The following is a 24,605-nucleotide window of genomic DNA, read 5'->3' on the forward strand; positions in this document are numbered from 1 at the left end:
GTGACATTTTTTATGAATTGGAGAAGGACATATGTTATTAAATAAACGCTTTACAATTGGAGAAATGGCAAAAATGCATAATATAGCAGAATCTACTCTACGCTATTATGATGAAAAGGGGATTTTTCATCCGTCCATTGTGGATCCGCAAACGAATTATCGTTATTACACAATCGATCAATTTTCACTATTAGATACGATTAAGTTCTTACGCCAATTAAATATTCCATTAAAGGAAATTAAGAAATATATTGATGAAAGAAATCCAGCATATGCACTCAATTTACTGGAAAAACAACAAGAAATGATGTTGAAAAAACAAAGAGAAATTGAGTATGCTTTGGCAAAAATGGAGCATAGAATTCATTTAATTAAGGAAGCAACAAAAGCAAAAGCTGAACAAATGGTAATTAAAGAGATCCCGCAGCGAAAGATAACAGCCATTGCTGTTGCCCCGAATACGACGGATGATATGTTTGAGTACTATATTCATTCGCTGCAAAAAAATATGAAACAAATGGATGATAGTTTATTCTCTGGAGATATCGGTGTAACGGTGGCAAAAAAAGGATTAATGCAAAATGAGTTTCAAGCATATAGTAGTGTCTTCATTCTGTTAGATTACATGCCTTTTCAAGTACATAGCTCAGATGAAATTAAAGAAGGTATGTTCGCTTGTGTATACCATCACGGCCCATATGAAGAAACGGATGAAACATATAAGAAATTAATGAAATATATTGATCAAGAAGGATACGAAGTAAGTGGAGATGCAATTGAGATTGCATTAATTGATTGGTCTGTAACAGAAAATCCAGAGGAGCAAGTAACTGAAATTCAAATTCCTATCATGAAAAAATAAAGCAATAAGATGTAGAACTCGTATCATTACAAATTGACATCAAACAGAATAATTAAGTTACCTATTTTTCAAATTCTCTATTGACCTTCAAGTAACTTTAAGGTTTAAACTGTGAACAGAGCATTGAAAAAAGGAGCATTTATATGATGGAAACAACAGAAAAGTTAAGAGAAAAACCGATAAAAAGTTTATTTATTTCATATTTAATACCAGCCGTTCTTGGAATGGTATTAATGTCAGTTAATATTGTGATTGATGCGGTTATGATTAGTAGGGGAGTTGGAGCAAACGGATTAGCAGGAGTAAACGTGGCTATTCCAGCTTTTTCAATTTTCTTCTCTATTTCATTATGGATTGGAATGGGCGGAGCAACGTTATATTCCATTGCTCTAGGTGAAAATAAAATAGAAAGAGCAAGGTCTATTTTTACGCAATCCATGACAGTAGCAGTAATGATCGTAGGTGTTTTAGCAGCGATTTGTTTATGGAGAATAGAAGATATAGCATACTTATTCGGTGCAAACGAAGTGATTTTACCGTATGCGTTAGACTATTTACATGTGTTATTAATGTTTGGAATGATATACGTTTTAGAAAATATTTTAAGTACATTTATACGAAATGACGGAAATCCTAATTTAGCAATGGCAGGTCTAGTTGTAACGGCAGTATTAAATATAGTGTTTGACTATATCTTTATATTCATCTTTGGATGGGGTGTAACGGGTGCTGCTTCAGCGACTATTCTTTCAGCAGCAATTGGTTTCCTTGTATTATTAACGCACTTCTTTAGAAAAAGTAGTATTTTAAAGTGGACGAAATTCCATTTTGAATGGGATACAGTTAAACAAATTATGATCATAGGTTTCCCGAGCTTTACAGCAGAAAGTACAGTAGCGATTGTAACAATCGGTTTTAATATCGCGTTCGTTCAATATGCAGGAGAAGTTGGAGTCGCTTCTTATGCGATGGTGAATAGTATTCACGCTATGACATTACTATTATTCTTCGGTGTTGGAGCAGCATTACAACCGATTGCTAGTTTCCATTACGGCGCAAATTTATCAGAGAGATTGCGTGAAGGATTAAAGTTCGCTGTAAAAATTGCGGTAGTACTCGGTGGTATTGCAATAATTGTCGGATTATTCTTCGGGAAATATATTATTGGTCTATTTGATGTCCAATCTCCAGAGTTATTGGAGTTAACATTAACGGGTATTAGCTTGTTCTTTATCCAATATGTATTTTTAGGCTATAACATTGTGTATGGAGAGTACTTCCAATCCGTGCGACAAACGACAAAATCAGTGCTGATTATAATGAGCCGAGGGTTACTATTTATTACTCCATTATTATGGATTATGCCAAAATTATTTGGGATAAATGGAATTTGGCTCGTTATGCCAGTAGCTGAAGTATTGACAGCCATTATCGTATTTACGATGAATCGTATGAAACATCCTGTTCCATTAAATATAGCGGGAGAGAAAGAAGCGATATAATGAAGAAAATCCCCTTGAGCAAGTAAGGGGATTTTTTTATGCTTTTAAACTAATCGCAAAAGATCCATCTGTTTCTTGAACAGACGCGAAAGCAACGCTTTTAATATTAGTGATGCCCTTTTCTTTTAATTCTTTATATAACCATTTTTCGTCTTTATGAATTAACTTTAAGTTATCGTATTGAATTTGCGAATCAACGATAAGGGCAATTGGTAATCCGGCATACGTAACATCTATGTTCAAATCTTTTGGAGTTAATGGTACAAGCTCACGCTTTGGTAAAATACTAATGGCTCCGTTTGCTTCTAAAATAGCGTATTCAATTTCGTGAACACTTGGATATCCTGCGACGCGAAGATTAGAAAGTAGTTCAGCAATTGGATATCTACTTTTTTGTAAGTTCTCAAAAATAATGTCACCATGTTTAATTAAAATGATAGGATGTCCGAGAATGAAACGATTTAGTTTGTTTAGTAAGCTTAATTTTGTAAGAAGTAAATGCAAACCTGTAATAACGACCATACCGAGAAAAGCTTGCAAAGCACCAGAGACTGGTATGGCCTGAAAAGCTAAATAAGATAAAAAGATAATAGCACCAAAATCATGAGGAGTTAGTTGTGCTAAAGCAGATTTCCCGAGCATCTTAAGTGATAGTAAAAATAAGATAAAAAAGAACGATACGTTACATAAAAAGAGAAGCAATAGAGACACTCCTTCGTGCAAAGTTGTACTTACTGTTCCCGAAAGAAAATATAAATATTACTTTCAGGAGGATAAATTAGGGTGAATTGGAATTTGTCTGTATACAAACAAATAAATGGATATTATCATGAAAGAAGAAAAGAACATAGGGGTATATGGATATGAGAAAGAAGAAAATAATTAAGTATATGATAGGAATTATAATGGTTTGCGCCGTTTATGCGGGATTTTTACAATATAACATTTATAAGCATGGGCAAATGAATGCTACCTACGATGCGGATTATATAATTGTATTAGGATCGAAAGTCAACGGAACGAAACCATCGTACTCATTGCAATATCGTATTGATAAAGCAGCTGAGTATTTACAATCACATGAGAAAACAATTGCTATAGTATCTGGAGGGAAAGGAAAAGGGGAAGATATTTCAGAAGCATTAGCAATGAAAAATGGATTAATGAAACTAAAAATTGCAGAAGACCGAATCATAATGGAAGATAAATCAACGAGTACAGATGAGAATATTACATTCTCAAAAACGTTAATTCCGAGCGATATGAAAAAAGGAATGATCGTAACAAACGATTTTCATATGTTTAGAGCTAAAAAAATAGCAGCAAAACAAGGTTTACAATTAGAAGGCCTTCCGGCTGAAACACCGAAGCGAATTGTCATTCCATCGAATATACGAGAGTATTTAGCCATTACGCAATATTGGTTTATGAATCGAATATAGAGAAAATAATCCCGCCTCGAAATCCAGGCGGGATTATTTTTGATGGAAATCTTACAAATATGTCATGTTCATGAAAGGTAAAGCGATAGTTTCTACAATGGATTCCTGACATAATGAAGATAACAAAAACTATTTAGAGGTGAATCGGATGAAAGGAAATAATATATTATCTTCACTATGTTACTTTAGTATCTTTTTTGCACCATTTTTACTGCCAATTATCGTGTACTTCGTTGCGGAGGATGAAGTGAAATACCACGCGAAAAAAGCATTTTGGTCACATATTTTCCCGTATGCGATTTTATTTGGTGGATTAGCAGTATCTGGCATATATGGCTTAAGCTTCAATCAATCTGATGGTGCTGGAATTGGAATGATGATCACATATGCGGTGTTCATTCTTGTAGGGATTTACTACTTTATTTGGAATATCGTAAAAGGTATTAAAGTTTTGAAAACAGCGTAATAAGATAAGAAATAATTTATTGTTATTTATCGATATATCGATAAAATTTCATTTACCGTATTAATAGACGTTTTAAAAAGAGCAATTCAAAAAGAATTGCTCTTTTTGTGCTTATAAGTTGTGAATATTAAAAAAGATATGTTAATTTTTCATTATGAAGAGAAAAAAGGAGGGTTTTTCATGAATGAGATTATACATAAAATGGAGCAACACGTTTCAGTTCGTAAATATAAAGAAGAATCAATCCCGAAAGATGTAGTAGAAAGAATGGTGCAAGCTGCGCAGCATGCCGCTTCCTCACATTTTGTACAGGCGTATTCTGTTATATATGTAACAGATCAAGACCTAAAGGCTAAACTAGCAGAGTTATCCGGAAATCGTCACGTGAAAGACTGCGCAGCATTCTTTGTTTGTTGTGCAGATTTAAAACGACTTGAAATAGCGTGTGAACAGCATAGTACAGAGATAAAACATGAAGGAGTAGAAGACTTTATCGTTGCAACGGTAGATGCTTCACTTTTCGCACAAAACTTAGCGTTAGCAGCAGAGTCGTTAGGATACGGTATTTGTTATATTGGTGGTATTCGTAATAATCCGAGAGAAGTGAGTGAATTGCTTCATTTACCGGATAAAGTATATCCTGTATTCGGAATGACAGTTGGTGTACCAGATGAAAATCATGGAGTGAAACCACGTTTACCAGTAGCAGCAATCCTTCATGAAAATGGATATGATGAAAAGAAATATGATGAATTATTAAACGAATACGATGAAACGATGAGTTCGTATTACAAAGAAAGATCATCAAATAAGAAAAACGTAACATGGACGGAATCAATGAGTTCGTTTATGGCTAAAGAAAAAAGAATGCATATGAAAGAATTTTTAAGGGAAAAAGGATTTAATAAGAAATGAGTAAAAGGCAGACCTGTATGCAGGTCTGCCTTTTTTGGAGGAGAAATATGATTGTCTTCGAATAAGTATAGGGGGAGGAGATAATATGAAAAAAGCATTAATCTTTTTATTTGATGGATTTGCAGAATTTGAAGTAAATATAGCGAGTTTATTTTTGATCAGTAAGCAATTCGAAATATAACAGCAACAATAGACGGCAAAACAGTTACAGGAGAAGGTGGTTTTTTGTGTCAACCACATGTCTCTATCGAGCTTATTGAAGTAGCGGACCATGAAGTGCTTATCGTACCAGGAGGACATATTTTTGACCATTTAGAAAATGAAAAGTTGTTATCTATCGTGAACGAATTACATAAGCAAAATAAATGGATAGCGGGTATTTGTGCAGGGACATCTTTACTACATGCAGCAGGAGTACTTAATAAGAAGAAATTCTCAACATCATTAACACCAGATGAAAAACAATTAGCGCATTTACATGAATGGGAATATAAACAAAATAAAGATATAACCGTTGATGGAAAAATTATAACAGCGGTAGGATCTGCGTACGTTGAATTTGCTGCTGAAATAATGAGGCAGCTCAATTTATTTAATGAAGCTGAAGCGAAGGAGAACTTGCAATATTTTAAAAATGTAACAGAGGTTTGTGATGAAACGTTAGTATAAGTGAATAATTTAATTGTTAATACCTAAGTTCAGAATGTAGATACTCCTTTCTGAACTTAGGTATTTTATTTGTTATCATTATACATAGAAATAAAAATTAAGAAATTTTTACAAAAGTGATAGAAAATGAGAATGAAATACCAATAGTAAGTAAAGGCAGCTGCTAAAGGGGAATTGAGGAAGGAAGATGTTTATGATTTTCGATTCTGAAGAGGATTTAATTATAGCTATGAAAAAACGTGATCAAGATGCTTTGAAAGAAGTAATTGATCAATATGGAAAGTTAATTTTATACATTATTCATAAATCATTAAGTACCCCTATGGAGAAACAATATGTGGATGATTGTTATAACGATGTATTTACTGTCATTTGGTTTCATATCGAACAATTTGATACAGAAAAGGGAAACTTAAAATCTTGGATGATTGGTATTACTAAATTAAAGGCATTGGAATATAAAAAGAAAATATATAAAGAGAATAAAATCGATAAAGACGTAGAAATAGATACAGGTATTCATGATAGGTATGAAATAGAACAAGAAGAAGAAGAAGAGATTATGGAAATAGTTCAAGATTTAAATAAGAAAGATCGATATATCTTTTTGAAGAGGTATATTGATGGATATTCCATTGACGATATTGCGAAAGAATTAAAAGTGACGGCAGATTATATATACAATAGAATTTCTCGTGGGAAGAAAAAACTCCAAAAACTGTGGAAAGGGAGTGTGTAATATGGATAAAAGATTATTATCTATGTTAAATGAGCTCCAATATTCAGAGGAAGAAATTGCACGTTTAGAGCAAGAAGCGAATGAGTCTATAAATGTAGATAAGTATTATGTGAAAAACGGGGAATTATTGAAGAAATTAACGGTGCAAATGTTGGAAGAATCAGTTCGGAAAGAGTTACAAGAAGGAGAAGAAATCGAGTGTGAAATATTAGTGGAAGAAGGAGGATTTGTTAATTCTAAAGTTATACCGAATATATTCACGGCAGGTGCTACTTTTTATTATTACATTGTTTTAACTAATACAAGGTTACAAATTGTAGCGTTAGATTGTTATTTTAAAAAGTTGAATGAATACAATGTACTAATAAACTCAATTCAAGCAGTTTCGCAACATAAAAAAATGAAAAATGTATATGGAATTAAAATAAATAACAATTATATACAATTAGGAAGTGAAGAGTATAATCAAAAATTAACAATTTTAATTGAAAAACTAAAACAATATGGAGTGAAAGAAGAGAGATATAAGGAATTTGAAAAACGTTGGATGATTTTTTTCAATGTCTTTGTAATAGTAATAGGTGGGATTTTAGTTTTAAAATATTTAATGTGAATATAAAAAGCGGAATAATAGCCGCTTTTTATCGTTTAGTTAGTATTTTATTTATGATTTTGTAGCTCTAAAATATGTTTTTTTTCGATGTAGACTACTCCACCACACGTAATAATATAAAGCATCTTTTATATTGAAAAACTTACTTATAACAAATGTAAACTCTCAATAAGAAGATACATACCTGTACAACTTAAAAGGATATACGTAAATATTTTGAAAATCCGTTGATTAAGCCATTTGAAAATAATTTGACCTATATACAAACCTAGAAATACGATTGGAATAGCATAAAAACTGGATTCCCAAATTGTTTTATTTGTACCAGTAAAGAGTATTTGAGTTAGTAGACTAATGAAATATATAAATAGATAAAAAGCTAAAGTGGTTGCTCTCAATTTCTCTTTTTTCGTATCCGTTCCTGTAAAGTAAAGCAACAGAGGTGGTCCTGGCATACCGATACTTGTCGTTAAAAGACCAGATAATCCGCCAACTATGAAATCTCTAGATTTTGTTGATTGAATCTTAAAGTTGCATATTAGCATCAACGTTAATAGTAAGAGCAGGATGCTAATTGCTAATTTAAATGTGTTGATGTTAATGGAAGTGAAAATGATAATACCAAACGGAACACCAACTATGCTTCCGAAAATTAATCTTTTCAGTAGAATAAAATCAATGTCTGTTCTTATTTTCCAAATGAGTGATATGGAAATAATTAATGATAAAATAATATTTATTTGAATAGCTTCTTGTGGTAGAAATAGCATGAGTAAGAAAGGTGTTGCCATAATAGAAAAGCCAAAACCTGTACTTGTTTGTAAAATAGAAGCTACTAATATAATACATATGAAAATGAATATAATCTCCAAAATAGCCCTCCTACATAATCAAATCCAATACATATTTTAACATAAAGTGAAACTTAAATCAGTGGGGGCTTACTGTCCTTTAAAATGGGAAAAAAGCGGCTAAATAGCCGCTTTTTATGATGCATTTAATATTCCAATGATGACCCTGTAGCCTTAAAATATTTTTCTCGTGAAGGCGTCATTACCCGGATTGCTAATAAACAGGAAAGGAGAAGAATGAGTAATGAACTAATGATTACAGTAATTTGAACGGAAAGAAATTGTGCGGATGCCCCAATTGCTAAAATGAAAAAGATTTGGATGAAATTTTTTATAGAATCAAATACGCTATCAATACGTCCTATCATATGAACTGGGATGTTATTTTGATAAAATGTGATAAAGCCAGTACCAGCAAATGATGAAGAAATGCCAAGTAAAATGAAACCGCCTGCCGCGACTATAAATGAATTTGAAAAGGCGAAAATTACATAACCTATTGCTGTAAAAAACATACCGAATCCGATACAATGTTGAATCGGTAATCGTTTAGCAAAGAGAGAAACAAGAAATGAACCGAAAATATATGCAGCACCAGTTATACTAACAAGCATGCTATATTCCATGTCGGATAAAAACAGTACTTGTTTTGTGAATACAACTTCTTGTGAATCGAGCGCCATAGAAACAAGCATAGTAGCTTGAAATAAAACGAATATGAGAATGATGTAAGTTTCCGTTCGAGCGAATGAAAAAACTTGTTTCAAATCACTTCGTAATGTTTGTACGAAAGTATTTGCAACTTCTTCGTTTTGCTTTGTTTGTAATGTAATGTTTGGCAAGAAATAAATGAGAATAGTAGAAAGTAGAAAGGAAAGTGAGTTGCAGTAAATAACAAAGGATGCTGAGTACGTGGTGAGAAGTATTCCAGCAAGGGCTGGACCGATAATAAAAGCCCCGCTTGTACAAAAGTTATTCCAAGCGTTGAATTGAGCGCGTTCTTCAGCTCGTATGAGCATTGTTCTATAAGAAAATGATGCTGGATCGAAAAATGATGTAGCGATGCGAGTTAAAAAGATAAAAATATAAATGGCCCAAATAGAATCAAATAGTGGAATACAGCCAATGAGAGCTGCCCGAATTATATCTGTGATGAGCATAATGGACCGTTTGTTTAATCGATCTACTATGCTACCAGACCATATTTTTGTAACAACGGTCGCAATTGGACCTACAATCCATAATCCTGCTACAGCAGCAGGGGAGTTTGTGCTATTTAACACCATTACGTTTAGGGCGATGAGATACATAAAATCACCTAAACGAGAAATTCCTGTTCCCGACAATAATAATAATTTATTTTTCATGAGCAGCTGGACCTTTCTTTCATTGTTTTTTAATCTTGCAGGAAATAGCGTATTCCTCTTCGGAGTTTGATTGACGAGCGGTTTTGTTTTCCCAGCGTAATAAAATTTGTGAAACTTCCCACGTAAGCTGTTGTAATTCCTCTGGAGTTAAAAATAAATGAGATACAATATGACTACCTGTATTCGTTCCTTCTGTGCCGCTTTCTTCAATATAGAAATGAGCAGATTTTGCTTTGTAATATTTTTCAATAATTCCTCGTTTCTCTTTCGTGTCTACTAATTCAAGTAACCCTCCATCATATAAAATTTGAACGTGATAATGTACGCTACCAGCAGATTTATTTAGTTTAGTAGCTACTTGCTTTGCAGTGAGTGCTTCGTCTTTTAAAAGGTGAAGAATTTGAATGCGAGTTGCGTTAGAAATGAGCTTCTGTTGCTCAGCTGAAATAGTAAGTCTATCGTCAAACATTATGACATCTCCTTTCTTACAATCTAAATTTATTGTATATTCTAAAAAATTAGAACGTAAGGAAAATAAATCGCCTTTTTCCTTTGAATTTCGACAAAAATAAAAATAGCATGTATTAAACATGCTATTAAGTGATAGTGGATTCTTTACTCAGTTTCCCGCGATAGAATAAGTAAAGCCATATAAAACTAACAAAAATACAGCATATAGCCAACAAGGTACCGATAACTTGCGGAGAAAGAACTTCTAGAAGCGCTCCTGTAAAAAACATAGATAACTGAATAAGAGATCCATAAATGGAATAATGGAATGAAAAAACTTTACCCATCATATTTTCCTTCGTGTAAGTTTGAAGTAATGTCGTATCAAGTGGAACGATGATTCCTCCTGCTATGCGCATACAGAGCAATGTAATCACACCGACAATAAGCTGATCGGATACGATGAATCCGAGAAAGAAAATTCCTTGTAGGAAGTAGGCCCAGCCAAATGCTTTTTTCATTCTTTCTTTATTATGAGACATATAAAGATTAACGAGGAGACTTCCCATCATAAGCCCAGCCCCTTGAACCGTATATAAAATTCCGATATTCGTGTGAAAAATTTTTTCGGCATAGATCGTTAGAAGTAGCTGATAAGCACCTCCAATCATGCCCCATGAAATGCCGACAAGAATTAAGGTTAAAATGATTTTTGTTTGTAATATGTACGTATAACCATCTTTTATATCAGTAAAAAATGCTTTTTTCTTATTACAAGTATCATGAGAAGGGGCGCTCATATTATAAATAAAATAGGCTGAAATAAAGTATGACAGGCTATTAACTAAAAAAGCGAACTCAATATGTAAAGATTGTGCAAGGATTCCGCCTAAAGAAGCCCCCATAATAGACATAAAACTATTCATTATACTAGAAAGAGAGTTAGCAGTTACGAAATGATCTTGGTGTACGGTATTTTTTAAGGTTGCTTGTTTAGCCGGCTCAAATAAACAAGAAAGTACAGCTAAACATATATTAGAAATGAAAATAATCTCAATTTTATATAGTGCAAATAAGTAAGTGAGGACGATCATACCTCGTAAAATATCGGTAAAAATCAGAATCTTCTTTTTAGAAAAACGATCTACAACGCCGCCTATGAATGGACTAAGCAGAAGTTGAGGTAATCCTTTACTTATAAAGGTGAGTGCAATCATAAACGGAGATTCCGTTATGCTATAGACGAATGTTACTAAAGCTACAGTATGAAACCAATCTCCAAGTACACTTAACGTTTGACCGTAAAATAGTTTTTTGAAGTTATTATTTGTTTTTAGAAGTGTAGAATAAGAAACTGACATAACAAGATTAATCTTTATGTAATGATGATGCTTGAACTTGTTTTTTCCACTCACTTACATACACTTTTTCCGCTGTAGGAAGTCCAACAGGTAATTGAGCAATCAATTCTAAACTATTTCCATCAGGATCGTTAAAGTATACGGCGGCATGCGCTAATTCTGGAAAAACAATCGGTTCAATTGGTTCCATTCCGAAATCTTTTCGTGCTGAAATGCCTTTTTGATTTAGCCAATGAATCGCATTTTCTAAATCATGTAAGCTTACTTGAAAGGCGATGTGTCGTAAAGAGGGATGATAATTAACTTTGTATTCTGTGCCTTCCCAAAGGCCGAGCCAACTTTCATTTTCTTTAATCCAAAAGAAAGCAATATCATCTCCTCTTTTATATAATTTCAGTCCAAGTGATTCATAAAAAGGTATAGATATCTCTAAGTTGCGGACAGGTAAATGTGCTTCGTAAAGACCTTTAATCATTGTAATCCTCCTTAGTAAAGTATTTCTTAATTTCATCGTAAACGTTTTGTAATTAGTTGAAATCGCAAAAAAGAGGGATATCACTTCATACGAAAGTATGAAAAAACAGCTCAAATATGAGCTGTTTTCGTATAGTTTTTCGTTCATTTGTTAAGGATAGGATATATTAGTATCCGTATCCGCCGCCACCCCAGCAGCTACATCCGATGATGATTAGAAGGATGAATAGTACGATAAGCAAAGCAAATCCACCGCCGAAACCAGCGCAACTTCCACCATAGCTCATATGTTTTCCTCCTTTTGAGTAAGTTAATCTATATAATTCATGGACTACTATATACAGTATGTTTTTTGTATGGAAAAGGAGCCAGTCTCTTTTGTAATTAGACAAACGCCTGTATGGTCATTTTGATTGTATATTGAGCTAGGGATATGTGAAGAAATCGTTATATATTTTGCGATTTCTTCATAAAAAAATATAAAAATTGTAAAAAAAACCATTTTTATATTTTTTTATGAGAGGATTTGTACTATAATTTTACAAGTAATATTATGGGAAAAGGGAGTTTTAGTAAAGAGATGGAGATGGGAAAATTACACAATAAAATAGAAAACAAAAAGAAAGAGCTAATTCAACTTGTTGCTAGACATGGATTGGAACATGATAAAGTTTTGTTATTTAGCCGAGATTTAGATATACTTATTAATAAGTTTATGAATGTAAAAGATAAAGCACATAAATAATTTGTAGTTTTTTATATTAAGATATTTTGCGAAAAAGGAGAGAAAAGTATTTGGAACATTTACAAGAAGAGCTATATAAACAAATAAAAGAAGAAAAAGGTATTGTTACAATTTTTTTAAAGAGTGGCGTTAGAATAGTAGGAGAAGTTGTTGCAATAGACAAATTTACCGTTTTAATGTTAGTTGATGGGAAACAACAACTGATTTACAAGCAGGCTGTATCAACGATAATGAAATAAGACACTCAAATTGAGTGTCTTTTCATTATCGTTTGCAAGCTTCCACGTCAATGCCGGCAGCTAGTAATTTCTTTTCACCATCTTGTTCAATCATTTTTTGTAATTTAGACAGGAAAGAATCAAAGTTTGTATGCTTTGCTACTTGGAATGTCATTTTATGCTCAATTGGTAGCCACGTATCAATATCAGCTTCATTATGCTGGATTTTCACCTCAAGCTTATCAAGGGCGTTAGCTACTTTTGCTTCGTACGTTTCTTTTGCTTCGAACTCCATCCATAAATCATATAATTCCTCACCGAGAGAACCTTTTAATGTTCGTTTAATATTTAAAATGGCTTCTTGCTCATTTTTTTGTTTTTGTAATTGTAATTCATGACTATTCATTGTATCAAAAGCAGGAATATCACCAGCTTCAGCTTCGACTAAGTCGTGAATAATAACCATTTTAAGTAATTTTTCAATGTTTACTTTTTGATCTAAATAAGGCTCAACTAAAATGGCCATTAGAGACATGCGCCACGTATGTTCAGCAACACTTTCTTGACGTCCATTAGAAAGCCAGCTATGTCGCATTTCATATTTTAGTTTTTCTGCTAGTGCAATGACTTGTAAAATGTTATGTTCCATTGTAATCCTCCTCATATTTCCATACTATAATTCTAATATGGAAATGAAATGTGTCAATTTTATGAGTATATTGCGATAAATAGATGATAAGCGTATAATAAACGTTATATGTGAAAACGCATTATTAAAATAAAAAAATGTTTTATAAAAATGAAAAGGAAAGGGCAGGAATATGGGAGACGAAAATCAAGGATTTGCTAGACCGCAAAGAAGAAAAAGGAAGTTTGACATTTCTAGCCCAGTTGGCATTATAGTAGGTTTTGCCATAGTAATAGCGGCAATTATGATTGGCGGCGGCGGAATAAAAGCTTTTAAAAACTTTTTAGATGTTTCATCTATTTTAATTGTCATAGGGGGAACTACAGCGACAATTGTTGTGGCGTATCGATTTGGAGAAATAAAAAAATATACGAAAAGTATTTTTACTGTTTTACATAGAAGAGAAGAAGATTTGGAACAGTTAACAGATTTGTTTGTTGATTTTTCGAAAAAGTCTAAAAAACACGGATTGCTTTCTTTAGAAGTTGATGGAGAGCAAGTAGATAATCCTTTTATTCAAAAAGGAATTCAACTTATGTTAAGTGGTTACGATGAAGAGGAATTAAAAGAAGTATTAATGAAAGATGTTGAAACGGAAGTGTATGAGTTACGAAAGGGAGCGACATTATTAGATAAAATTGGTGATTTCGCTCCAGCTTGGGGCATGATAGGGACTTTAATCGGTCTTATTATTATGCTTCAAAACTTGCAAGACACATCACAAATTGGTACAGGGATGGCAGTTGCGATGTTAACGACATTGTATGGATCAGTACTTGCAAATATGATTGCAATCCCTCTTGCTGAAAAAGTGTATCGTGGTATTGAAGATTTATATACAGAGAAGAAGTTTGTTATTGAAGCAATTTCAGAATTGTATCGTGGACAAATTCCTTCTAAATTAAAGCTGAAACTAGATACATATGTATATGAAACAAAGATGAAAAAAGTAAAACGAGCAGCCTAATATTGCAAGGAGTGTTATGGTTATGATGAAACGACCGCAAAAGGGATCGCCTCGTTGGATGACGACTTTTACAGATTTAACGATGTTATTATTAACTTTCTTTGTATTACTAGTTGCTACATCAAAGCAAGATACAGTAAAATTATCACAGATGCTTGAAAAGTTTAGTGACGTGGAGCAAGTTGATGCAAAAGTAATGGAAAATACAATACCAGATATTTCACATGAAAAAAATGATGAGAAAATGATCTCGAAAAAGCGAATGGATGACTTGTACAAAAAGTTAAAAGCATATGTAGATAGTAACGGTATTAGTCAAGTGAATGTATACCGAGAAGATACAGGAGTGAGCGTCGTTATAGTAGATAATTTAATATTTGATACGGGTGATGCGAACGTTAAACCTGAAGCGAAAGATATCATTAGTCAATTAGTCGGGTTTTTTCAATCTGTACCAAACCCGATTGTTGTGGAAGGGCATACTGATAGTAGACCGATCCATAACGAGAAGTTCCCTTCTAATTGGGAGTTATCTTCAGCGAGGGCCGCTAATATGATCCACCATTTAATTGAAGTGTATAATGTAGAGGATAAAAGGTTAGCTGCGGTCGGATATGCAGACACAAAACCAGTCGTACCAAATGATTCACCGCAAAATTGGGAGAAAAACCGTCGCGTTGTCATTTATATTAAAGAATAGTATATTTTTATTTTAGTAATAAAATAATAAAAATACAGAAATTCTTTTAAAAAAATATTAAATTTTATCGTTTTATTTTGTATAATGAGTGAGAATGATAAGGTGAAATATTAAGATATATTTATACATAGAAGGAGAGAAACAAATAGAATGGCACATAAAATTTTAGTTGTAGACGATGCAATGTTTATGCGAACGATGATTAAAAACTTATTAAAAAGTAATTCTGAATTTGAGGTTATCGGAGAAGCAGAGAATGGAGTAGAAGCGATTCAAAAATATAAAGAACTTCAACCTGATATTGTAACATTAGATATTACTATGCCAGAAATGGACGGACTTGAAGCATTAAAAGAAATTATGAAAATTGATTCAAGTGCAAAGGTTGTTATTTGTTCAGCAATGGGACAACAAGGTATGGTATTAGATGCAATTAAGGGTGGAGCAAAAGACTTTATTGTAAAGCCATTCCAAGCAGATCGTGTAATCGAAGCTTTAACAAAAGTAGCAAATAGCTAATATAAAAGGGGTGCCACAAGGAATCAAAACAGTGATAACGGAAAGATGTGTGGCACCCTTTTTTCTCGTTTTAAAACACTAAATTGTTATACATAAATGAAATGTTTGTTAGACAGGTAGGGGATGAAAATGCAAACAGATCTGTTAAATATATTTTTTGAAGAATCGGAAGAACATTTGCAGTCGCTAAATGAAAATGTGTTAATTTTAGAACAGAATCCTGCTGATATGGGTGTAGTAGGAGAAATATTCCGTTCAGCCCATACATTCAAAGGTATGTCTGCGAGTATGGAATTTACGGAAATGGCGGATTTAACGCATAAAATGGAAAACGTTTTAGATGAAATTCGTCATGGGAATATAGTAGTACATGCGAATATTATTGATGTGATTTTTGAGTGCATTGATAATTTGGAGAAGATGGTTGCAGATGTGCAACAAGGCGGAATGGGCAATATTGATGTAATTACAACTAAGCAGAAATTAGAAGCATTATTGAATGGCAATGTAGAAACTCCTGCGGAATATATTGAGCAAGAACCTATAAATAATGATGCAGTTTCGCATGAAGTGCATATAACAGTTGAACAGCAAGCTATTTTAAAAGCAGTACGTGCCATTATGTGTATTGAAGCGCTGCAAAATATAGGTGATATACAAAAAACAGTTCCTAGTATTGAAGAAATCGAAGCGGATGCTTTCGGATTTGAGTTCACAGTATTTATGAATACGGATCGTAGCGTAGAAGAATTAAAACAGGTAGTGCTTCATGTTTCTGAAATTGAGAAAGTACTAGTGAAACAAGGAGAATCTTTACAGGAAGTAGATTCGAAGTTTGCTATAGAAGAAGCTGTGCAAGTAGAAGAAATGATCCAATCGGATGTAGTTACGCAGGTCGAAGCCCCTATGGAGGCAGCGAAGCAACCAGCAAGTGCTACGACAACGAAAAGCGCTGCAAAAACGAAAAATGCTAAAGGTGAGAATCGTTCCATTCGTGTTCAATTAGAGAAAATCGAACGATTAATGAACATGTTTGAAGAAAGTGTAATTGAACGTGGGCGTATTGATGAATTGGCACAAACGATTCAAAACAAGGAGTTAATTGAGCATTTAAATCGATTAGGTGATATTTCAAAAGATATTCAAAATGTACTATTAAATATGCGTATGGTACCGATAGAAACTGTTTTCAATCGTTTCCCTCGTATGGTACGTATGTTAGCGAAAGATTTAGGGAAAAAAATCGATTTACAAATTTCAGGTGAAGACACTGAAGTCGATAAAATTGTTATTGATGAAATCGGTGATCCACTCGTTCATTTAATTCGTAATGCGATTGATCATGGGGTTGAAACTGTTGAACAACGCCGTGATGCAGGAAAAAATGAGACAGGTACGATTAAATTAGAAGCGTTTCATAGTGGAAATCATGTTGTTATTCAAATTACGGATGACGGAAATGGTATTCATAAAGGAAAAGTATTAGAAAAAGCGATTAAAAATGGTGTTGTAACAGAATCTGAGGCAAATAAATTAACGGATCGTGAAGTGTATGATCTCATTTTCCAACCAGGATTTAGTACAGCTGAAGTAGTATCGGATCTTTCAGGACGTGGCGTTGGATTAGATGTTGTAAAACATACAATTCATAGTCTAGGTGGGCATTTGATTATTGATTCAGAGGAAGGAAAAGGAAGTACATTTAGAATTGAACTTCCGTTAACGTTATCTATTATTCAATCCATGCTTGTTCAAACAAATGACACGCGCTATGCCCTACCTCTTGGTAACATTGTCGAAGCGATTCGAATTAAGAGAGAAGACATCCAATCCGTACAAGGAAAAGACGTGTTAAACTATCGTGATCAAATTATTGAAGTGAAGCATTTAAGTACTGTATTTGGTGAAAAAACAGTAGATGAGGCGTTTGGGTCATATGATAGTCAAATGGTTCCTGTGTTAATTGTTCGTAATACACATCGTAGCTATGGACTTATTGTAAACACAATTATCGGTCAAAGAGAAATAGTCTTAAAGTCATTAGGCGACTTCTTTGCAGATAGTTCAAACTATTTCTCTGGCGCGACGATTCTCGGCGATGGACGAGTGGTCCTCATTTTAAACCCAGAAGGTTTATAATAGGAATGAAGGAAAGCTCCCCACTTGTAAACAATTGGGGAGCTTTTTGTGAACTATGCAAATATAAGAAAATTAATATATAAATGGAAATAAATACATATTCATAATTAGTGTAGGAAGTTTGTTAAAATAGAATGAGTTAAAGTGTATTCATTTAATAGAAAAACAAAAATGAGGAGGCAGGAAAAATGCCTGAGCAACACACAAAAGGGGATACGAGCACAATTGTGCTAGATAAAGAAAAGGAGCTTTTAACGCCTCAAGAATGTGATATTCTTGGCGAAATCGCAAATATATCATTTGGCTCAGCTTCGACAGTATTATCAACAATTTTAAATAGGCAAGTAAGTATAACTGCTCCTCATGTAGAGTTAGTGGACTTATATGATACAAGTGATGTTGAGGTTCCTCATGTTGTATTAAACATTCATTTTACAAAAGGGTTAGATATGGAGAACTTACTTGTCCTTCAGCAAGATGTTGCTTTATCGATTGCTGATTTAATGATGATGGGGACAGGTGAAGTGGAAGAAGGGAAAGAGCTTGGCGAATTAGAGCTCAGTGCTGTACAAGAAGCGATGAACCAAATGATGGGATTCGCAGCGACGTCTATGTCGGAATTCTTCCAAGATACAGTAGACATGTCTCCGCCGACAATTAAAGTTGTAAAGCTATCAGAAGAGATGGAGAAAATCTCTGGAATAACTGGAAATAACACGGTTGTTAAAGTGTCATTTGACCTTAAAATAGATAATCTTGTAAACTCTAAACTTGTACAAATTGTTCCAGTTGAACATACGAAACAGATGATAAATAAATTACTACAATTGTCTGGTGAGGCGGAAGAGCAAGATGAGCCGGTAGAAGTAGTGGAAGCTGAGATTGTAGAAGAACATGTTGAAAAAGAGCAGTTAACGCAAGAAGAGAAAGATGTACTTGGGGAGATTGCAAATATTTCAATCGGTTCAGCCTCAACGGTATTGTCAACGCTATTAAATCAACCGGTTACGATTAGTACACCAAATGTAGAAGCGATTAATGTGCGTCATTATGACGGAGTACCAGTTCCTTTTGTTATTTTAAATGTTGATTTTGTTGAAGGCCTGAAAAATGAGAACGTATTCGTATTTACGAAAGATGTTGCTTTGACAATGGTAGATTTAATGATGATGGGAACGGGAGAGATTGATCCAGAGAAAGAGCTTAGTGAATTAGAACTGAGCGGTATTAAAGAAATCATGAACCAAATGATGGGGCATGCTGCAACAGCGATGTCAGAAATGTTTAAAGAAAAAATGGATATGACGCCGCCAGACGTTAAATTTGTCACATTAAAAGAAGAGATGGAATATTTGGGAGAAGCAATGGAAGTGGATGAGCTTGTCCAAATTACGTTTAATCTTGAAATCGGCGACCTACTTCAATCAAAAATGTATCAAATTTTACCAATTTCAGAAGCGAAAGAAATGGTAAGACGACTGCTATATCCAATGGTGGAAGCAGAAGAAGAAGAGATTGCTGAGGAAGAAATAGAAGAAGAGGTTGTAGAACCTGTTGTACAACCGATTGAATTTAAAGAAGTGAAACAAATTGAGCCAGTGTATATGGATACATCCATTCTACAAAATGTAGAAATGAACGTTAAATTTGTATTTGGAAGTACAGTGAAAACAATTCAAGATATATTAAGTTTACAAGAAAATGAAGCCGTTGTTTTAGATGAAGATATTGATGAACCAATTCGAATTTATGTAAATGATGTATTGGTGGCATATGGTGAACTTGTAAATGTAGATGGATTTTTCGGAGTGAAAGTGACGAAATCACTATAAGGCGTTGAAATAGGAGTTTGAACAGGCGGATGAAAAACGTAAAGTTTTTTCTAATTTGCTGGCTATGCATACATGTGTGCTTGCTCTTCCCATTGCAAAGTCAGGCAGAAGAGCAAAATATGCCAGATCAAAATATAAATGAAGTGAATGTGCAAGAAGAAAACAAGGAAGTTCAAGAACAGCCAGAGCAAGTGGAAATGAAGCAAGATAAAGAGGAACAACAAGAAGCAAAAAATGAACAAGAAACCGAAAAAAAGATAGAGACGGATCAAGGGGTTATTACAGTAAATAAGCCAGAATTACAGATTGGCGAAGAAGTTCGGATTATTGTAGAGCCAAAAGAGACAAATATTCAAAGTATAAAAGGTATGTTGCAGTTGCCAAAAAACAGCGATCTGTATGAGCAAGAAAGAATGCTATCTTTTAACTATGAAGAAGAAACGAAGCGATGGGTTGCTAACTATAAGGTCGGGATTTTTGATTTGCAAGGTGATTGGAACCTGCAGCTTGTTCAAAGTTATAAAGAAAATGAGAAAGAAGAGCTTATAGAAAATGAAGTGAAAGTTCCTCTTATTCGTATAAATAATGAAACACCAACAATAGATAAAGAGTTGCCGAAGTTGCATAAAGTTACTGTTGACGAGGCGAAGGGTAACGTAATTGAACGAAAACAAGGCGATCCTATGCATGTACGAGTGAAGGCGGCAGACGCAGAATCGGTTGTGAAAGAAGTTCGAGTTACATTAAAAGGGAAAGATAATAAAGAGATTACAATTTTATTAGATTACAATAAGCACGATATGGAATGGCAAAAAGTATTTGAAATAACGGATGCGTTGCCAATCGGCACATACGAACTACTTGTAGAAATAGTGGATGCGGCCGGCAATAAATTGGTTGAGGCAAGTGAGTATATCGTTTCTGTTTTGGAGAAAAAAACAGAAGAGGATAACAAGGTAGAAGAACGAGAGAAAGAAGATAAATTAGAAGATAAGAAAGAACCTGAGAAGCAGGAAGACTCGAAAGAAGAGGTTCCGCTACAGGAAGAAAACCCGCCAGTTGTCCAAATTCCGAAGCAAGAAGAGAAAATAAACGATTTTATAAAAGAGCCGCTGAAAGAGAACGAAGATATTACTTACTTTATAAAAGAGCCATTGAAGGATCATAAGGTGGTAAGTGATGGAAAGGCCCACAAAGAGAAAAAAAGTAGAAATGACAATGGAGTTGTTTCGAAAAAGAAAGAACAAATAGAAGAACCACAAAAGAAAAAGGAAGACAATGGCGAACAAGGAGTACAAGCTTCTAATGTGTTTGCGATTATGTCAGGGTTATTCGTATTGTTTTTAGTTTTAAAGAGTAATAAAGAATGGGGCTAATTATTTCACCGTAGTGGAGGCGCTTAAATGGAAATTAAACGTACGACAATTGAAAATAAGACGCTACAACCATTAAAACAGCCTGCAGCTATTTCAGAACATGAGATTCAAAAAGAACGAAAAGGTAGTAACCTAGTGTTTACTGGGCATTCCAAAATCATTATGAAAAATAATGAAATCGGGATTTTACTTGCTAGCTTAGGTGACGGAAAGATTGTGAAGGAAATGCTTTCTAAAGAGATGGATACAGTGTTACAACTTTTTAAAAAGTTACACACGCTATCTGGAGAAGGAAAGCAAACCGAAAAAATATATGAACAAATAATGAGAAGCTTGCAAGGGCTTGTGAAACAGGCGCATATAAAAGAACTGCCTTTGTTAGATGGAACGTATGATTTCGCTGAAGTACAACTATCATTTGGTAGAAAGGTACATATTCCGTTACTAGATGTAAGTGCACTTCTTTCTAACGTGGAGAGTGATTCGTCAGAAGGAAATATAAATTTAATGGTAACGGTTATTACTGCGTATATAACGAAATTATCTAATGAAACCATTTTAATTAGTGTCACGGATCGCACAGTTAAAGAGCGGGATGCAAGTGTATGGAGAGCACTTGCAGAAATGAATATGACACAATTATCACAGGCGTTGAAACGAACGATGCAAGAACATAAATGGTCCATGACGTTTCTGTTTCTCTTTATATGGATTGTTTGTATTATTTTAATTCGAGTTATATAAGAAAATGAATGGCCCCCTGAATTGTGGACATGAAAAAAGTCACATGATTCGGGGTTTTGTATGTTTATAAGAGAGTCAACAAGAGAAAGGTATTTGCAAATTTTTCCTTCAACGGTGTAAAATTACACCGTTGAAGGAATGTAATCAAAAAAGGGGGCGAAACTGTGAGAAAGTTAATCGTTATTATTCTAATAGTTTGTTTATACTGCTTTCCTTTTGTCTATTTTTCGATGTATCAAGACTTTGCTAACGGATCTATGATTGGGTATGTAATTATGGTGATAGGGACTTCGATTCTTGCTTTTTTCTCTAAACTTTTTAGCAATACAATTCCTTTTATTATAGGTAATATACTATCTATAATTATTTCATATTATTTTTTATACAAGATGGAGAGTGAGTTAGGGGTAAGCTGGCATCGGGGTTATTTTAAACCGTTTACGCCTTATCAATTATTACTATTAGTTAGTCTTTTGAATGTAATCCCGCAATTCCTCGTTATGATTTTGGTGAAAAAACACAAAAAAACAGGGTGAATTCGCCCTGTTTTTTCTATATTTTTTCGTAAAAGAATGTGTCAAAGCGCTGAAGATTGAATCGTTCGGGTGTTAAAATTTGTTCTGTGCTACCAACAAATAGCACACCGCCTTTTCGTAAAGAACGACTAAACTTTTCATACAGTTTGACTCTTGCTTCTTCTGTGAAGTAAATCATTACATTACGACAAATAATCAAATCGTAATTTGTATCGAACGACTGCATTAACAGGTCATGTTGTTTGAACGTGACGTTTTGCTTCATGTTTTGATGCAATGAATATATATCATCCTCTTTTGTGAAATGACGCTCTTTCAAATCGCTAGGTAATTCTTTTAAAGAACGTTCCGTATATTGACCACGTTTTGCAGTCTCTAAAATATGAAAATCAAGATCCGTTGCTAGTATTTCATAGCGAAATGGAGATAGATGTTTCGATAAAATTAAAGAGAGTGTATATGGCTCTTCACCGGCAGCGCAAGCGGCACTCCATACTTTTAATTTTCCGTTATTTTGTTCGAGTAATTTTGGTAGTGCTTTCGATTCTAACGTTTGCCAACGTTCTTTATTTCTAAAAAACTCTGAAACGTTTATTGTAATATAGTCAATAAAACTTAAAAATAAGCTTTGATCAGCACGTAAAGTACTTAAGAAAGTAGTGTAGTTTTCAAAGCCTTTTCTTGAAATAAAAGCATCGATTCTACGGCGCATTCTATCTTGTTTATACGAAGCGATATCCATATTGAATTGTTGTTTAAAACTCGCGATAAAATGATCATAATCTTGTTCAATTATCATATTTACACTGGGCACAATAATGATATTGTGCCGCCCCCTTTACATCATACGAATTTTTTGTTCAAAGCTTTTTTTCATTTGCTTTTCATGTAAACCTGGTAAATCATAAATAACAGCATCAATCCCAGCTTCTTTTGCAATATCAACGGGAATGACAGATGTATGTTTGTCTCCATTATAAAAACAGAGAACTAAATCGGTATCTTCAATAATTTGTTTAACAAAAAACATATAATCTGATCGGTAAATAGAGTCGGAAGGATGATCAAAAGCAACATAATCGGCTCCGTGTTTTTTTAAATAATCAACGATTTCTTGAAATTCATCTGTTACTGCTTGTAACGGTTGTAGCGTGTAAAGGCATAAATTTTGAGCGAGTCTTTCGTTTTCGACGAAAAAACGAAGTACCTCATTTTCAATAGATTTATAACATGATATATAAATTTTATGCTTGTGAGCATAGTCAGTTAAAAATTTTTTAATTTCTTCTTGATCTAATGCTGTTAATTGATTTGAACCACAAAGAAAAATATTCATAGAATTGTGCCACCTCATGCTAAATTGTAACATATCTTCTATAAAAAATAACTGCAAAATATTAGTGTTCAGAGTATAATTATAAATAACTAGATTTTACGATTAACTTTAGGAAGAAATAAAAAAATAAATAGGTGATATATATGCTGCGTTCTATCTCGCATAATCCAATCTTATCGCATATACCGCCTGCTACTCAAATGCCGAAAGAAGCAAATGTCAGAACAGGACTTGCATTTTCGGATAATTTGCATGCAGATCCGAAAAAAGATAAATTGTTAGAACAAATGGAAGCGTTTGTTGATAATATTGGAGAAATTAAAGAGAAAATTGAAATGGAATTAACACTTGATAACGTAATGGAATACAAAAATACAGTAAAATCATTTTTGAATTTTTACGTTGATAATGTATTGCAATATAAAGATGTCATGTCTCGGCATCCGCGTTATGGATATTCACAAAAAATGACGATTGTGAAGCAGGCAGAAATGGGATTAAATGAATTAGAAGATGTTATGAATTTAATTAATACAAAAACGGGACATTTAGAAATGTTAAATCAAATTGGAGAAATCCACGGTTTAATTGTAAATTTAGTCTTGTAAAAGGGAAGGAAGCTATATGTATATACAATTATATGAAAAGCTCGTTATTATTCAAAAAGCATATGAAAACATTCAAGCGCTTGGGGAACAAATATATGAGAATTTAAAACATAAAAATGTAAATGCGGTTCAAAAACTGCAAGTAGAGCAATTGCAGTACATTGATGGTTTAAAAAAGTTATCAAATTCATTTGAAGAAATGGTTGTTCAGTTTTGTAAAGAACAGGGAGTTGAATCATTTCGCGTAAGTGCGTTATTTTCGTATTTTTCTCATGAAGAAATTGAAAAAATGGAAAAATTACAAAAAAACTTAACTGAATTAGAAGAGAATGTAAAAATGATTCTTTTGAAAAATCAATATTACTTAAACGTACTATTAAAAACTACAGAAAGTATTGTGGATTCCGTTTCTGAATATAACTTAGAACGAAACAATAATTCGCAAATCTTTATGAACGAACTATTGTAAAGGGGAAGTGAAGCATT

29 protein-coding genes and 1 pseudogene are annotated in these 24,605 nt (G+C 33.5%); 20 read left to right on the plus strand and 10 right to left on the minus strand.

The window, feature by feature from the left end:
- The first annotated feature begins 31 nt into the window (after positions 1-31).
- Together PDL00_RS15095 and PDL00_RS15100 are read left to right on the plus strand one after the other, a co-directional pair.
- On the plus strand, positions 32-862 hold the full coding sequence (locus tag PDL00_RS15095; protein WP_270729829.1) for a MerR family transcriptional regulator: 831 nt from the start codon (positions 32-34) through the stop codon (positions 860-862).
- A 146-nt stretch (positions 863-1,008) separates the two neighbouring features.
- Positions 1,009-2,364 carry an MATE family efflux transporter gene (locus tag PDL00_RS15100; RefSeq protein WP_270729977.1) on the plus strand — a complete coding sequence of 452 codons (1,356 nt, stop codon included), beginning with the start codon at positions 1,009-1,011 and terminating at the stop codon, positions 2,362-2,364.
- Positions 2,365-2,400: 36 nt separating this feature from the next.
- Here the strand turns inward: PDL00_RS15100 and PDL00_RS15105 are convergent, their stop codons facing one another.
- Positions 2,401-3,066, minus strand: a complete 666-nt coding sequence (locus tag PDL00_RS15105) for a DUF421 domain-containing protein (protein ID WP_270729830.1) — start codon at positions 3,064-3,066, stop codon at positions 2,401-2,403.
- A 161-nt stretch (positions 3,067-3,227) separates the two neighbouring features.
- Between PDL00_RS15105 and PDL00_RS15110 the strand changes: the two genes are divergently transcribed.
- The 6 genes and pseudogenes from PDL00_RS15110 (at position 3,228) to PDL00_RS15135 (ending at position 7,208) form a co-directional block, all read left to right on the plus strand.
- The gene (locus PDL00_RS15110) at positions 3,228-3,806 is read left to right on the plus strand and encodes a YdcF family protein (protein WP_270729833.1); all 579 of its coding nucleotides are present in this window, start codon (positions 3,228-3,230) and stop codon (positions 3,804-3,806) included.
- 148 nt (positions 3,807-3,954) lie between these two features.
- Positions 3,955-4,272: a DUF4870 domain-containing protein gene (locus PDL00_RS15115; RefSeq protein ID WP_000678044.1), complete on the plus strand. Its 318-nt coding sequence runs from the start codon at positions 3,955-3,957 to the stop codon at positions 4,270-4,272.
- Positions 4,273-4,452: 180 nt separating this feature from the next.
- Complete coding sequence (gene nfsA / locus PDL00_RS15120; protein WP_270729835.1) at positions 4,453-5,187, plus strand: oxygen-insensitive NADPH nitroreductase; 735 nt, start codon at positions 4,453-4,455, stop codon at positions 5,185-5,187.
- An 85-nt stretch (positions 5,188-5,272) separates the two neighbouring features.
- A pseudogene (locus PDL00_RS15125) lies at positions 5,273-5,856 on the plus strand (DJ-1/PfpI family protein).
- Between the two features lie 187 nt (positions 5,857-6,043).
- Positions 6,044-6,595: a sigma-70 family RNA polymerase sigma factor gene (locus tag PDL00_RS15130; protein ID WP_270729837.1), complete on the plus strand. Its 552-nt coding sequence runs from the start codon at positions 6,044-6,046 to the stop codon at positions 6,593-6,595.
- A 1-nt stretch (position 6,596) separates the two neighbouring features.
- On the plus strand, positions 6,597-7,208 hold the full coding sequence (locus PDL00_RS15135) for a hypothetical protein (RefSeq protein WP_000361345.1): 612 nt from the start codon (positions 6,597-6,599) through the stop codon (positions 7,206-7,208).
- A gap of 146 nt (positions 7,209-7,354) precedes the next feature.
- Here the strand turns inward: PDL00_RS15135 and PDL00_RS15140 are convergent, their stop codons facing one another.
- The 6 genes from PDL00_RS15140 to PDL00_RS15165 all read right to left on the minus strand — a co-directional run bounded on the left by PDL00_RS15140 (position 7,355) and on the right by PDL00_RS15165 (position 11,998).
- The gene (locus PDL00_RS15140; RefSeq protein WP_242250793.1) at positions 7,355-8,080 is read right to left on the minus strand and encodes a sulfite exporter TauE/SafE family protein; all 726 of its coding nucleotides are present in this window, start codon (positions 8,078-8,080) and stop codon (positions 7,355-7,357) included.
- Positions 8,081-8,205: 125 nt separating this feature from the next.
- Complete coding sequence (locus PDL00_RS15145; RefSeq protein ID WP_270729839.1) at positions 8,206-9,426, minus strand: MFS transporter; 1,221 nt, start codon at positions 9,424-9,426, stop codon at positions 8,206-8,208.
- Between the two features lie 19 nt (positions 9,427-9,445).
- Positions 9,446-9,895 (minus strand): ArsR/SmtB family transcription factor, encoded by a 450-nt coding sequence (locus PDL00_RS15150; RefSeq protein ID WP_270729841.1) that lies wholly within the window; start codon positions 9,893-9,895, stop codon positions 9,446-9,448.
- 127 nt (positions 9,896-10,022) lie between these two features.
- A complete protein-coding gene (locus tag PDL00_RS15155; RefSeq protein ID WP_270729979.1) occupies positions 10,023-11,237 on the minus strand; it encodes an MFS transporter in 1,215 nt (404 codons plus the stop codon).
- A gap of 7 nt (positions 11,238-11,244) precedes the next feature.
- Entirely contained in the window at positions 11,245-11,712 is a 468-nt protein-coding gene (locus PDL00_RS15160) for a VOC family protein (RefSeq protein WP_000589696.1), read from the minus strand.
- A gap of 166 nt (positions 11,713-11,878) precedes the next feature.
- Positions 11,879-11,998 (minus strand): YjcZ family sporulation protein, encoded by a 120-nt coding sequence (locus PDL00_RS15165; protein ID WP_000120179.1) that lies wholly within the window; start codon positions 11,996-11,998, stop codon positions 11,879-11,881.
- Between the two features lie 239 nt (positions 11,999-12,237).
- On the opposite strand from PDL00_RS15165, the gene PDL00_RS15170 reads away from it, so the two are divergent.
- Positions 12,238-12,456: an aspartyl-phosphate phosphatase Spo0E family protein gene (locus PDL00_RS15170; RefSeq protein ID WP_242250797.1), complete on the plus strand. Its 219-nt coding sequence runs from the start codon at positions 12,238-12,240 to the stop codon at positions 12,454-12,456.
- A gap of 50 nt (positions 12,457-12,506) precedes the next feature.
- Positions 12,507-12,695, plus strand: coding sequence for an RNA chaperone Hfq (gene hfq / locus PDL00_RS15175; protein ID WP_000400661.1), 189 nt, complete (start codon positions 12,507-12,509; stop codon positions 12,693-12,695).
- 25 nt (positions 12,696-12,720) lie between these two features.
- On the opposite strand, the gene PDL00_RS15180 is transcribed toward hfq, so the two are convergent.
- Entirely contained in the window at positions 12,721-13,323 is a 603-nt protein-coding gene (locus PDL00_RS15180) for an HD domain-containing protein (RefSeq protein WP_000400774.1), read from the minus strand.
- A 172-nt stretch (positions 13,324-13,495) separates the two neighbouring features.
- Between PDL00_RS15180 and PDL00_RS15185 the strand changes: the two genes are divergently transcribed.
- The 8 genes from PDL00_RS15185 to PDL00_RS15220 all read left to right on the plus strand — a co-directional run bounded on the left by PDL00_RS15185 (position 13,496) and on the right by PDL00_RS15220 (position 22,175).
- Positions 13,496-14,329 carry a flagellar motor protein MotP gene (locus tag PDL00_RS15185; protein WP_097843325.1) on the plus strand — a complete coding sequence of 278 codons (834 nt, stop codon included), beginning with the start codon at positions 13,496-13,498 and terminating at the stop codon, positions 14,327-14,329.
- 22 nt (positions 14,330-14,351) lie between these two features.
- Positions 14,352-15,029: an OmpA family protein gene (locus PDL00_RS15190; RefSeq protein ID WP_270729848.1), complete on the plus strand. Its 678-nt coding sequence runs from the start codon at positions 14,352-14,354 to the stop codon at positions 15,027-15,029.
- A 150-nt stretch (positions 15,030-15,179) separates the two neighbouring features.
- Positions 15,180-15,548, plus strand: coding sequence for a response regulator (locus tag PDL00_RS15195; protein ID WP_000940577.1), 369 nt, complete (start codon positions 15,180-15,182; stop codon positions 15,546-15,548).
- A gap of 129 nt (positions 15,549-15,677) precedes the next feature.
- Positions 15,678-17,687 carry a chemotaxis protein CheA gene (locus PDL00_RS15200; protein ID WP_270729849.1) on the plus strand — a complete coding sequence of 670 codons (2,010 nt, stop codon included), beginning with the start codon at positions 15,678-15,680 and terminating at the stop codon, positions 17,685-17,687.
- 188 nt (positions 17,688-17,875) lie between these two features.
- The gene (locus tag PDL00_RS15205; RefSeq protein WP_242250800.1) at positions 17,876-19,519 is read left to right on the plus strand and encodes a flagellar motor switch protein; all 1,644 of its coding nucleotides are present in this window, start codon (positions 17,876-17,878) and stop codon (positions 19,517-19,519) included.
- 29 nt (positions 19,520-19,548) lie between these two features.
- On the plus strand, positions 19,549-20,895 hold the full coding sequence (locus PDL00_RS15210) for a transglycosylase (protein ID WP_270729851.1): 1,347 nt from the start codon (positions 19,549-19,551) through the stop codon (positions 20,893-20,895).
- Between the two features lie 27 nt (positions 20,896-20,922).
- On the plus strand, positions 20,923-21,639 hold the full coding sequence (locus PDL00_RS15215) for a hypothetical protein (RefSeq protein ID WP_242250802.1): 717 nt from the start codon (positions 20,923-20,925) through the stop codon (positions 21,637-21,639).
- Between the two features lie 164 nt (positions 21,640-21,803).
- Positions 21,804-22,175 carry a hypothetical protein gene (locus tag PDL00_RS15220; RefSeq protein WP_242250803.1) on the plus strand — a complete coding sequence of 124 codons (372 nt, stop codon included), beginning with the start codon at positions 21,804-21,806 and terminating at the stop codon, positions 22,173-22,175.
- Positions 22,176-22,191: 16 nt separating this feature from the next.
- Here the strand turns inward: PDL00_RS15220 and PDL00_RS15225 are convergent, their stop codons facing one another.
- Positions 22,192-22,974 carry a CheR family methyltransferase gene (locus PDL00_RS15225; RefSeq protein WP_242250804.1) on the minus strand — a complete coding sequence of 261 codons (783 nt, stop codon included), beginning with the start codon at positions 22,972-22,974 and terminating at the stop codon, positions 22,192-22,194.
- A gap of 39 nt (positions 22,975-23,013) precedes the next feature.
- Positions 23,014-23,511 (minus strand): flagellar motor switch protein FliG, encoded by a 498-nt coding sequence (locus PDL00_RS15230; protein WP_270729855.1) that lies wholly within the window; start codon positions 23,509-23,511, stop codon positions 23,014-23,016.
- Between the two features lie 143 nt (positions 23,512-23,654).
- On the opposite strand from PDL00_RS15230, the gene PDL00_RS15235 reads away from it, so the two are divergent.
- Positions 23,655-24,119: a YaaR family protein gene (locus tag PDL00_RS15235; RefSeq protein ID WP_000946323.1), complete on the plus strand. Its 465-nt coding sequence runs from the start codon at positions 23,655-23,657 to the stop codon at positions 24,117-24,119.
- A gap of 16 nt (positions 24,120-24,135) precedes the next feature.
- Complete coding sequence (locus tag PDL00_RS15240; protein WP_270729858.1) at positions 24,136-24,588, plus strand: hypothetical protein; 453 nt, start codon at positions 24,136-24,138, stop codon at positions 24,586-24,588.
- Positions 24,589-24,605: the final 17 nt, after the last annotated feature.

Origin of the sequence: Bacillus cereus group sp. TH152-1LC (genome assembly GCF_027710505.1) — a bacterium.
GTDB lineage: Bacteria > Bacillota > Bacilli > Bacillales > Bacillaceae_G > Bacillus_A > Bacillus_A mobilis.

Bases quoted from the DNA above. Each gene is read 5' to 3' on its own strand.
- PDL00_RS15215 (WP_242250802.1), top strand. From the start codon at position 20,923: ATGGAAATTAAACGTACGACAATTGAAAATAAGACGCTACAACCATTA.
- PDL00_RS15225 (WP_242250804.1), bottom strand. From the start codon at position 22,974: ATGATAATTGAACAAGATTATGATCATTTTATCGCGAGTTTTAAACAA.
- PDL00_RS15180 (WP_000400774.1), bottom strand. From the start codon at position 13,323: ATGGAACATAACATTTTACAAGTCATTGCACTAGCAGAAAAACTAAAA.
- PDL00_RS15110 (WP_270729833.1), top strand. From the start codon at position 3,228: ATGAGAAAGAAGAAAATAATTAAGTATATGATAGGAATTATAATGGTT.
- nfsA (WP_270729835.1), top strand. From the start codon at position 4,453: ATGAATGAGATTATACATAAAATGGAGCAACACGTTTCAGTTCGTAAA.
- PDL00_RS15135 (WP_000361345.1), top strand. From the start codon at position 6,597: ATGGATAAAAGATTATTATCTATGTTAAATGAGCTCCAATATTCAGAG.
- PDL00_RS15205 (WP_242250800.1), top strand. From the start codon at position 17,876: ATGCCTGAGCAACACACAAAAGGGGATACGAGCACAATTGTGCTAGAT.
- PDL00_RS15185 (WP_097843325.1), top strand. From the start codon at position 13,496: ATGGGAGACGAAAATCAAGGATTTGCTAGACCGCAAAGAAGAAAAAGG.
- PDL00_RS15240 (WP_270729858.1), top strand. From the start codon at position 24,136: ATGTATATACAATTATATGAAAAGCTCGTTATTATTCAAAAAGCATAT.
- PDL00_RS15165 (WP_000120179.1), bottom strand. From the start codon at position 11,998: ATGAGCTATGGTGGAAGTTGCGCTGGTTTCGGCGGTGGATTTGCTTTG.
- PDL00_RS15190 (WP_270729848.1), top strand. From the start codon at position 14,352: ATGATGAAACGACCGCAAAAGGGATCGCCTCGTTGGATGACGACTTTT.
- PDL00_RS15100 (WP_270729977.1), top strand. From the start codon at position 1,009: ATGGAAACAACAGAAAAGTTAAGAGAAAAACCGATAAAAAGTTTATTT.
- PDL00_RS15115 (WP_000678044.1), top strand. From the start codon at position 3,955: ATGAAAGGAAATAATATATTATCTTCACTATGTTACTTTAGTATCTTT.
- PDL00_RS15145 (WP_270729839.1), bottom strand. From the start codon at position 9,426: ATGAAAAATAAATTATTATTATTGTCGGGAACAGGAATTTCTCGTTTA.
- PDL00_RS15130 (WP_270729837.1), top strand. From the start codon at position 6,044: ATGTTTATGATTTTCGATTCTGAAGAGGATTTAATTATAGCTATGAAA.
- PDL00_RS15210 (WP_270729851.1), top strand. From the start codon at position 19,549: ATGAAAAACGTAAAGTTTTTTCTAATTTGCTGGCTATGCATACATGTG.
- PDL00_RS15200 (WP_270729849.1), top strand. From the start codon at position 15,678: ATGCAAACAGATCTGTTAAATATATTTTTTGAAGAATCGGAAGAACAT.
- PDL00_RS15160 (WP_000589696.1), bottom strand. From the start codon at position 11,712: ATGATTAAAGGTCTTTACGAAGCACATTTACCTGTCCGCAACTTAGAG.
- PDL00_RS15230 (WP_270729855.1), bottom strand. From the start codon at position 23,511: ATGAATATTTTTCTTTGTGGTTCAAATCAATTAACAGCATTAGATCAA.
- PDL00_RS15095 (WP_270729829.1), top strand. From the start codon at position 32: ATGTTATTAAATAAACGCTTTACAATTGGAGAAATGGCAAAAATGCAT.
- PDL00_RS15235 (WP_000946323.1), top strand. From the start codon at position 23,655: ATGCTGCGTTCTATCTCGCATAATCCAATCTTATCGCATATACCGCCT.
- PDL00_RS15195 (WP_000940577.1), top strand. From the start codon at position 15,180: ATGGCACATAAAATTTTAGTTGTAGACGATGCAATGTTTATGCGAACG.
- PDL00_RS15155 (WP_270729979.1), bottom strand. From the start codon at position 11,237: ATGTCAGTTTCTTATTCTACACTTCTAAAAACAAATAATAACTTCAAA.
- PDL00_RS15150 (WP_270729841.1), bottom strand. From the start codon at position 9,895: ATGTTTGACGATAGACTTACTATTTCAGCTGAGCAACAGAAGCTCATT.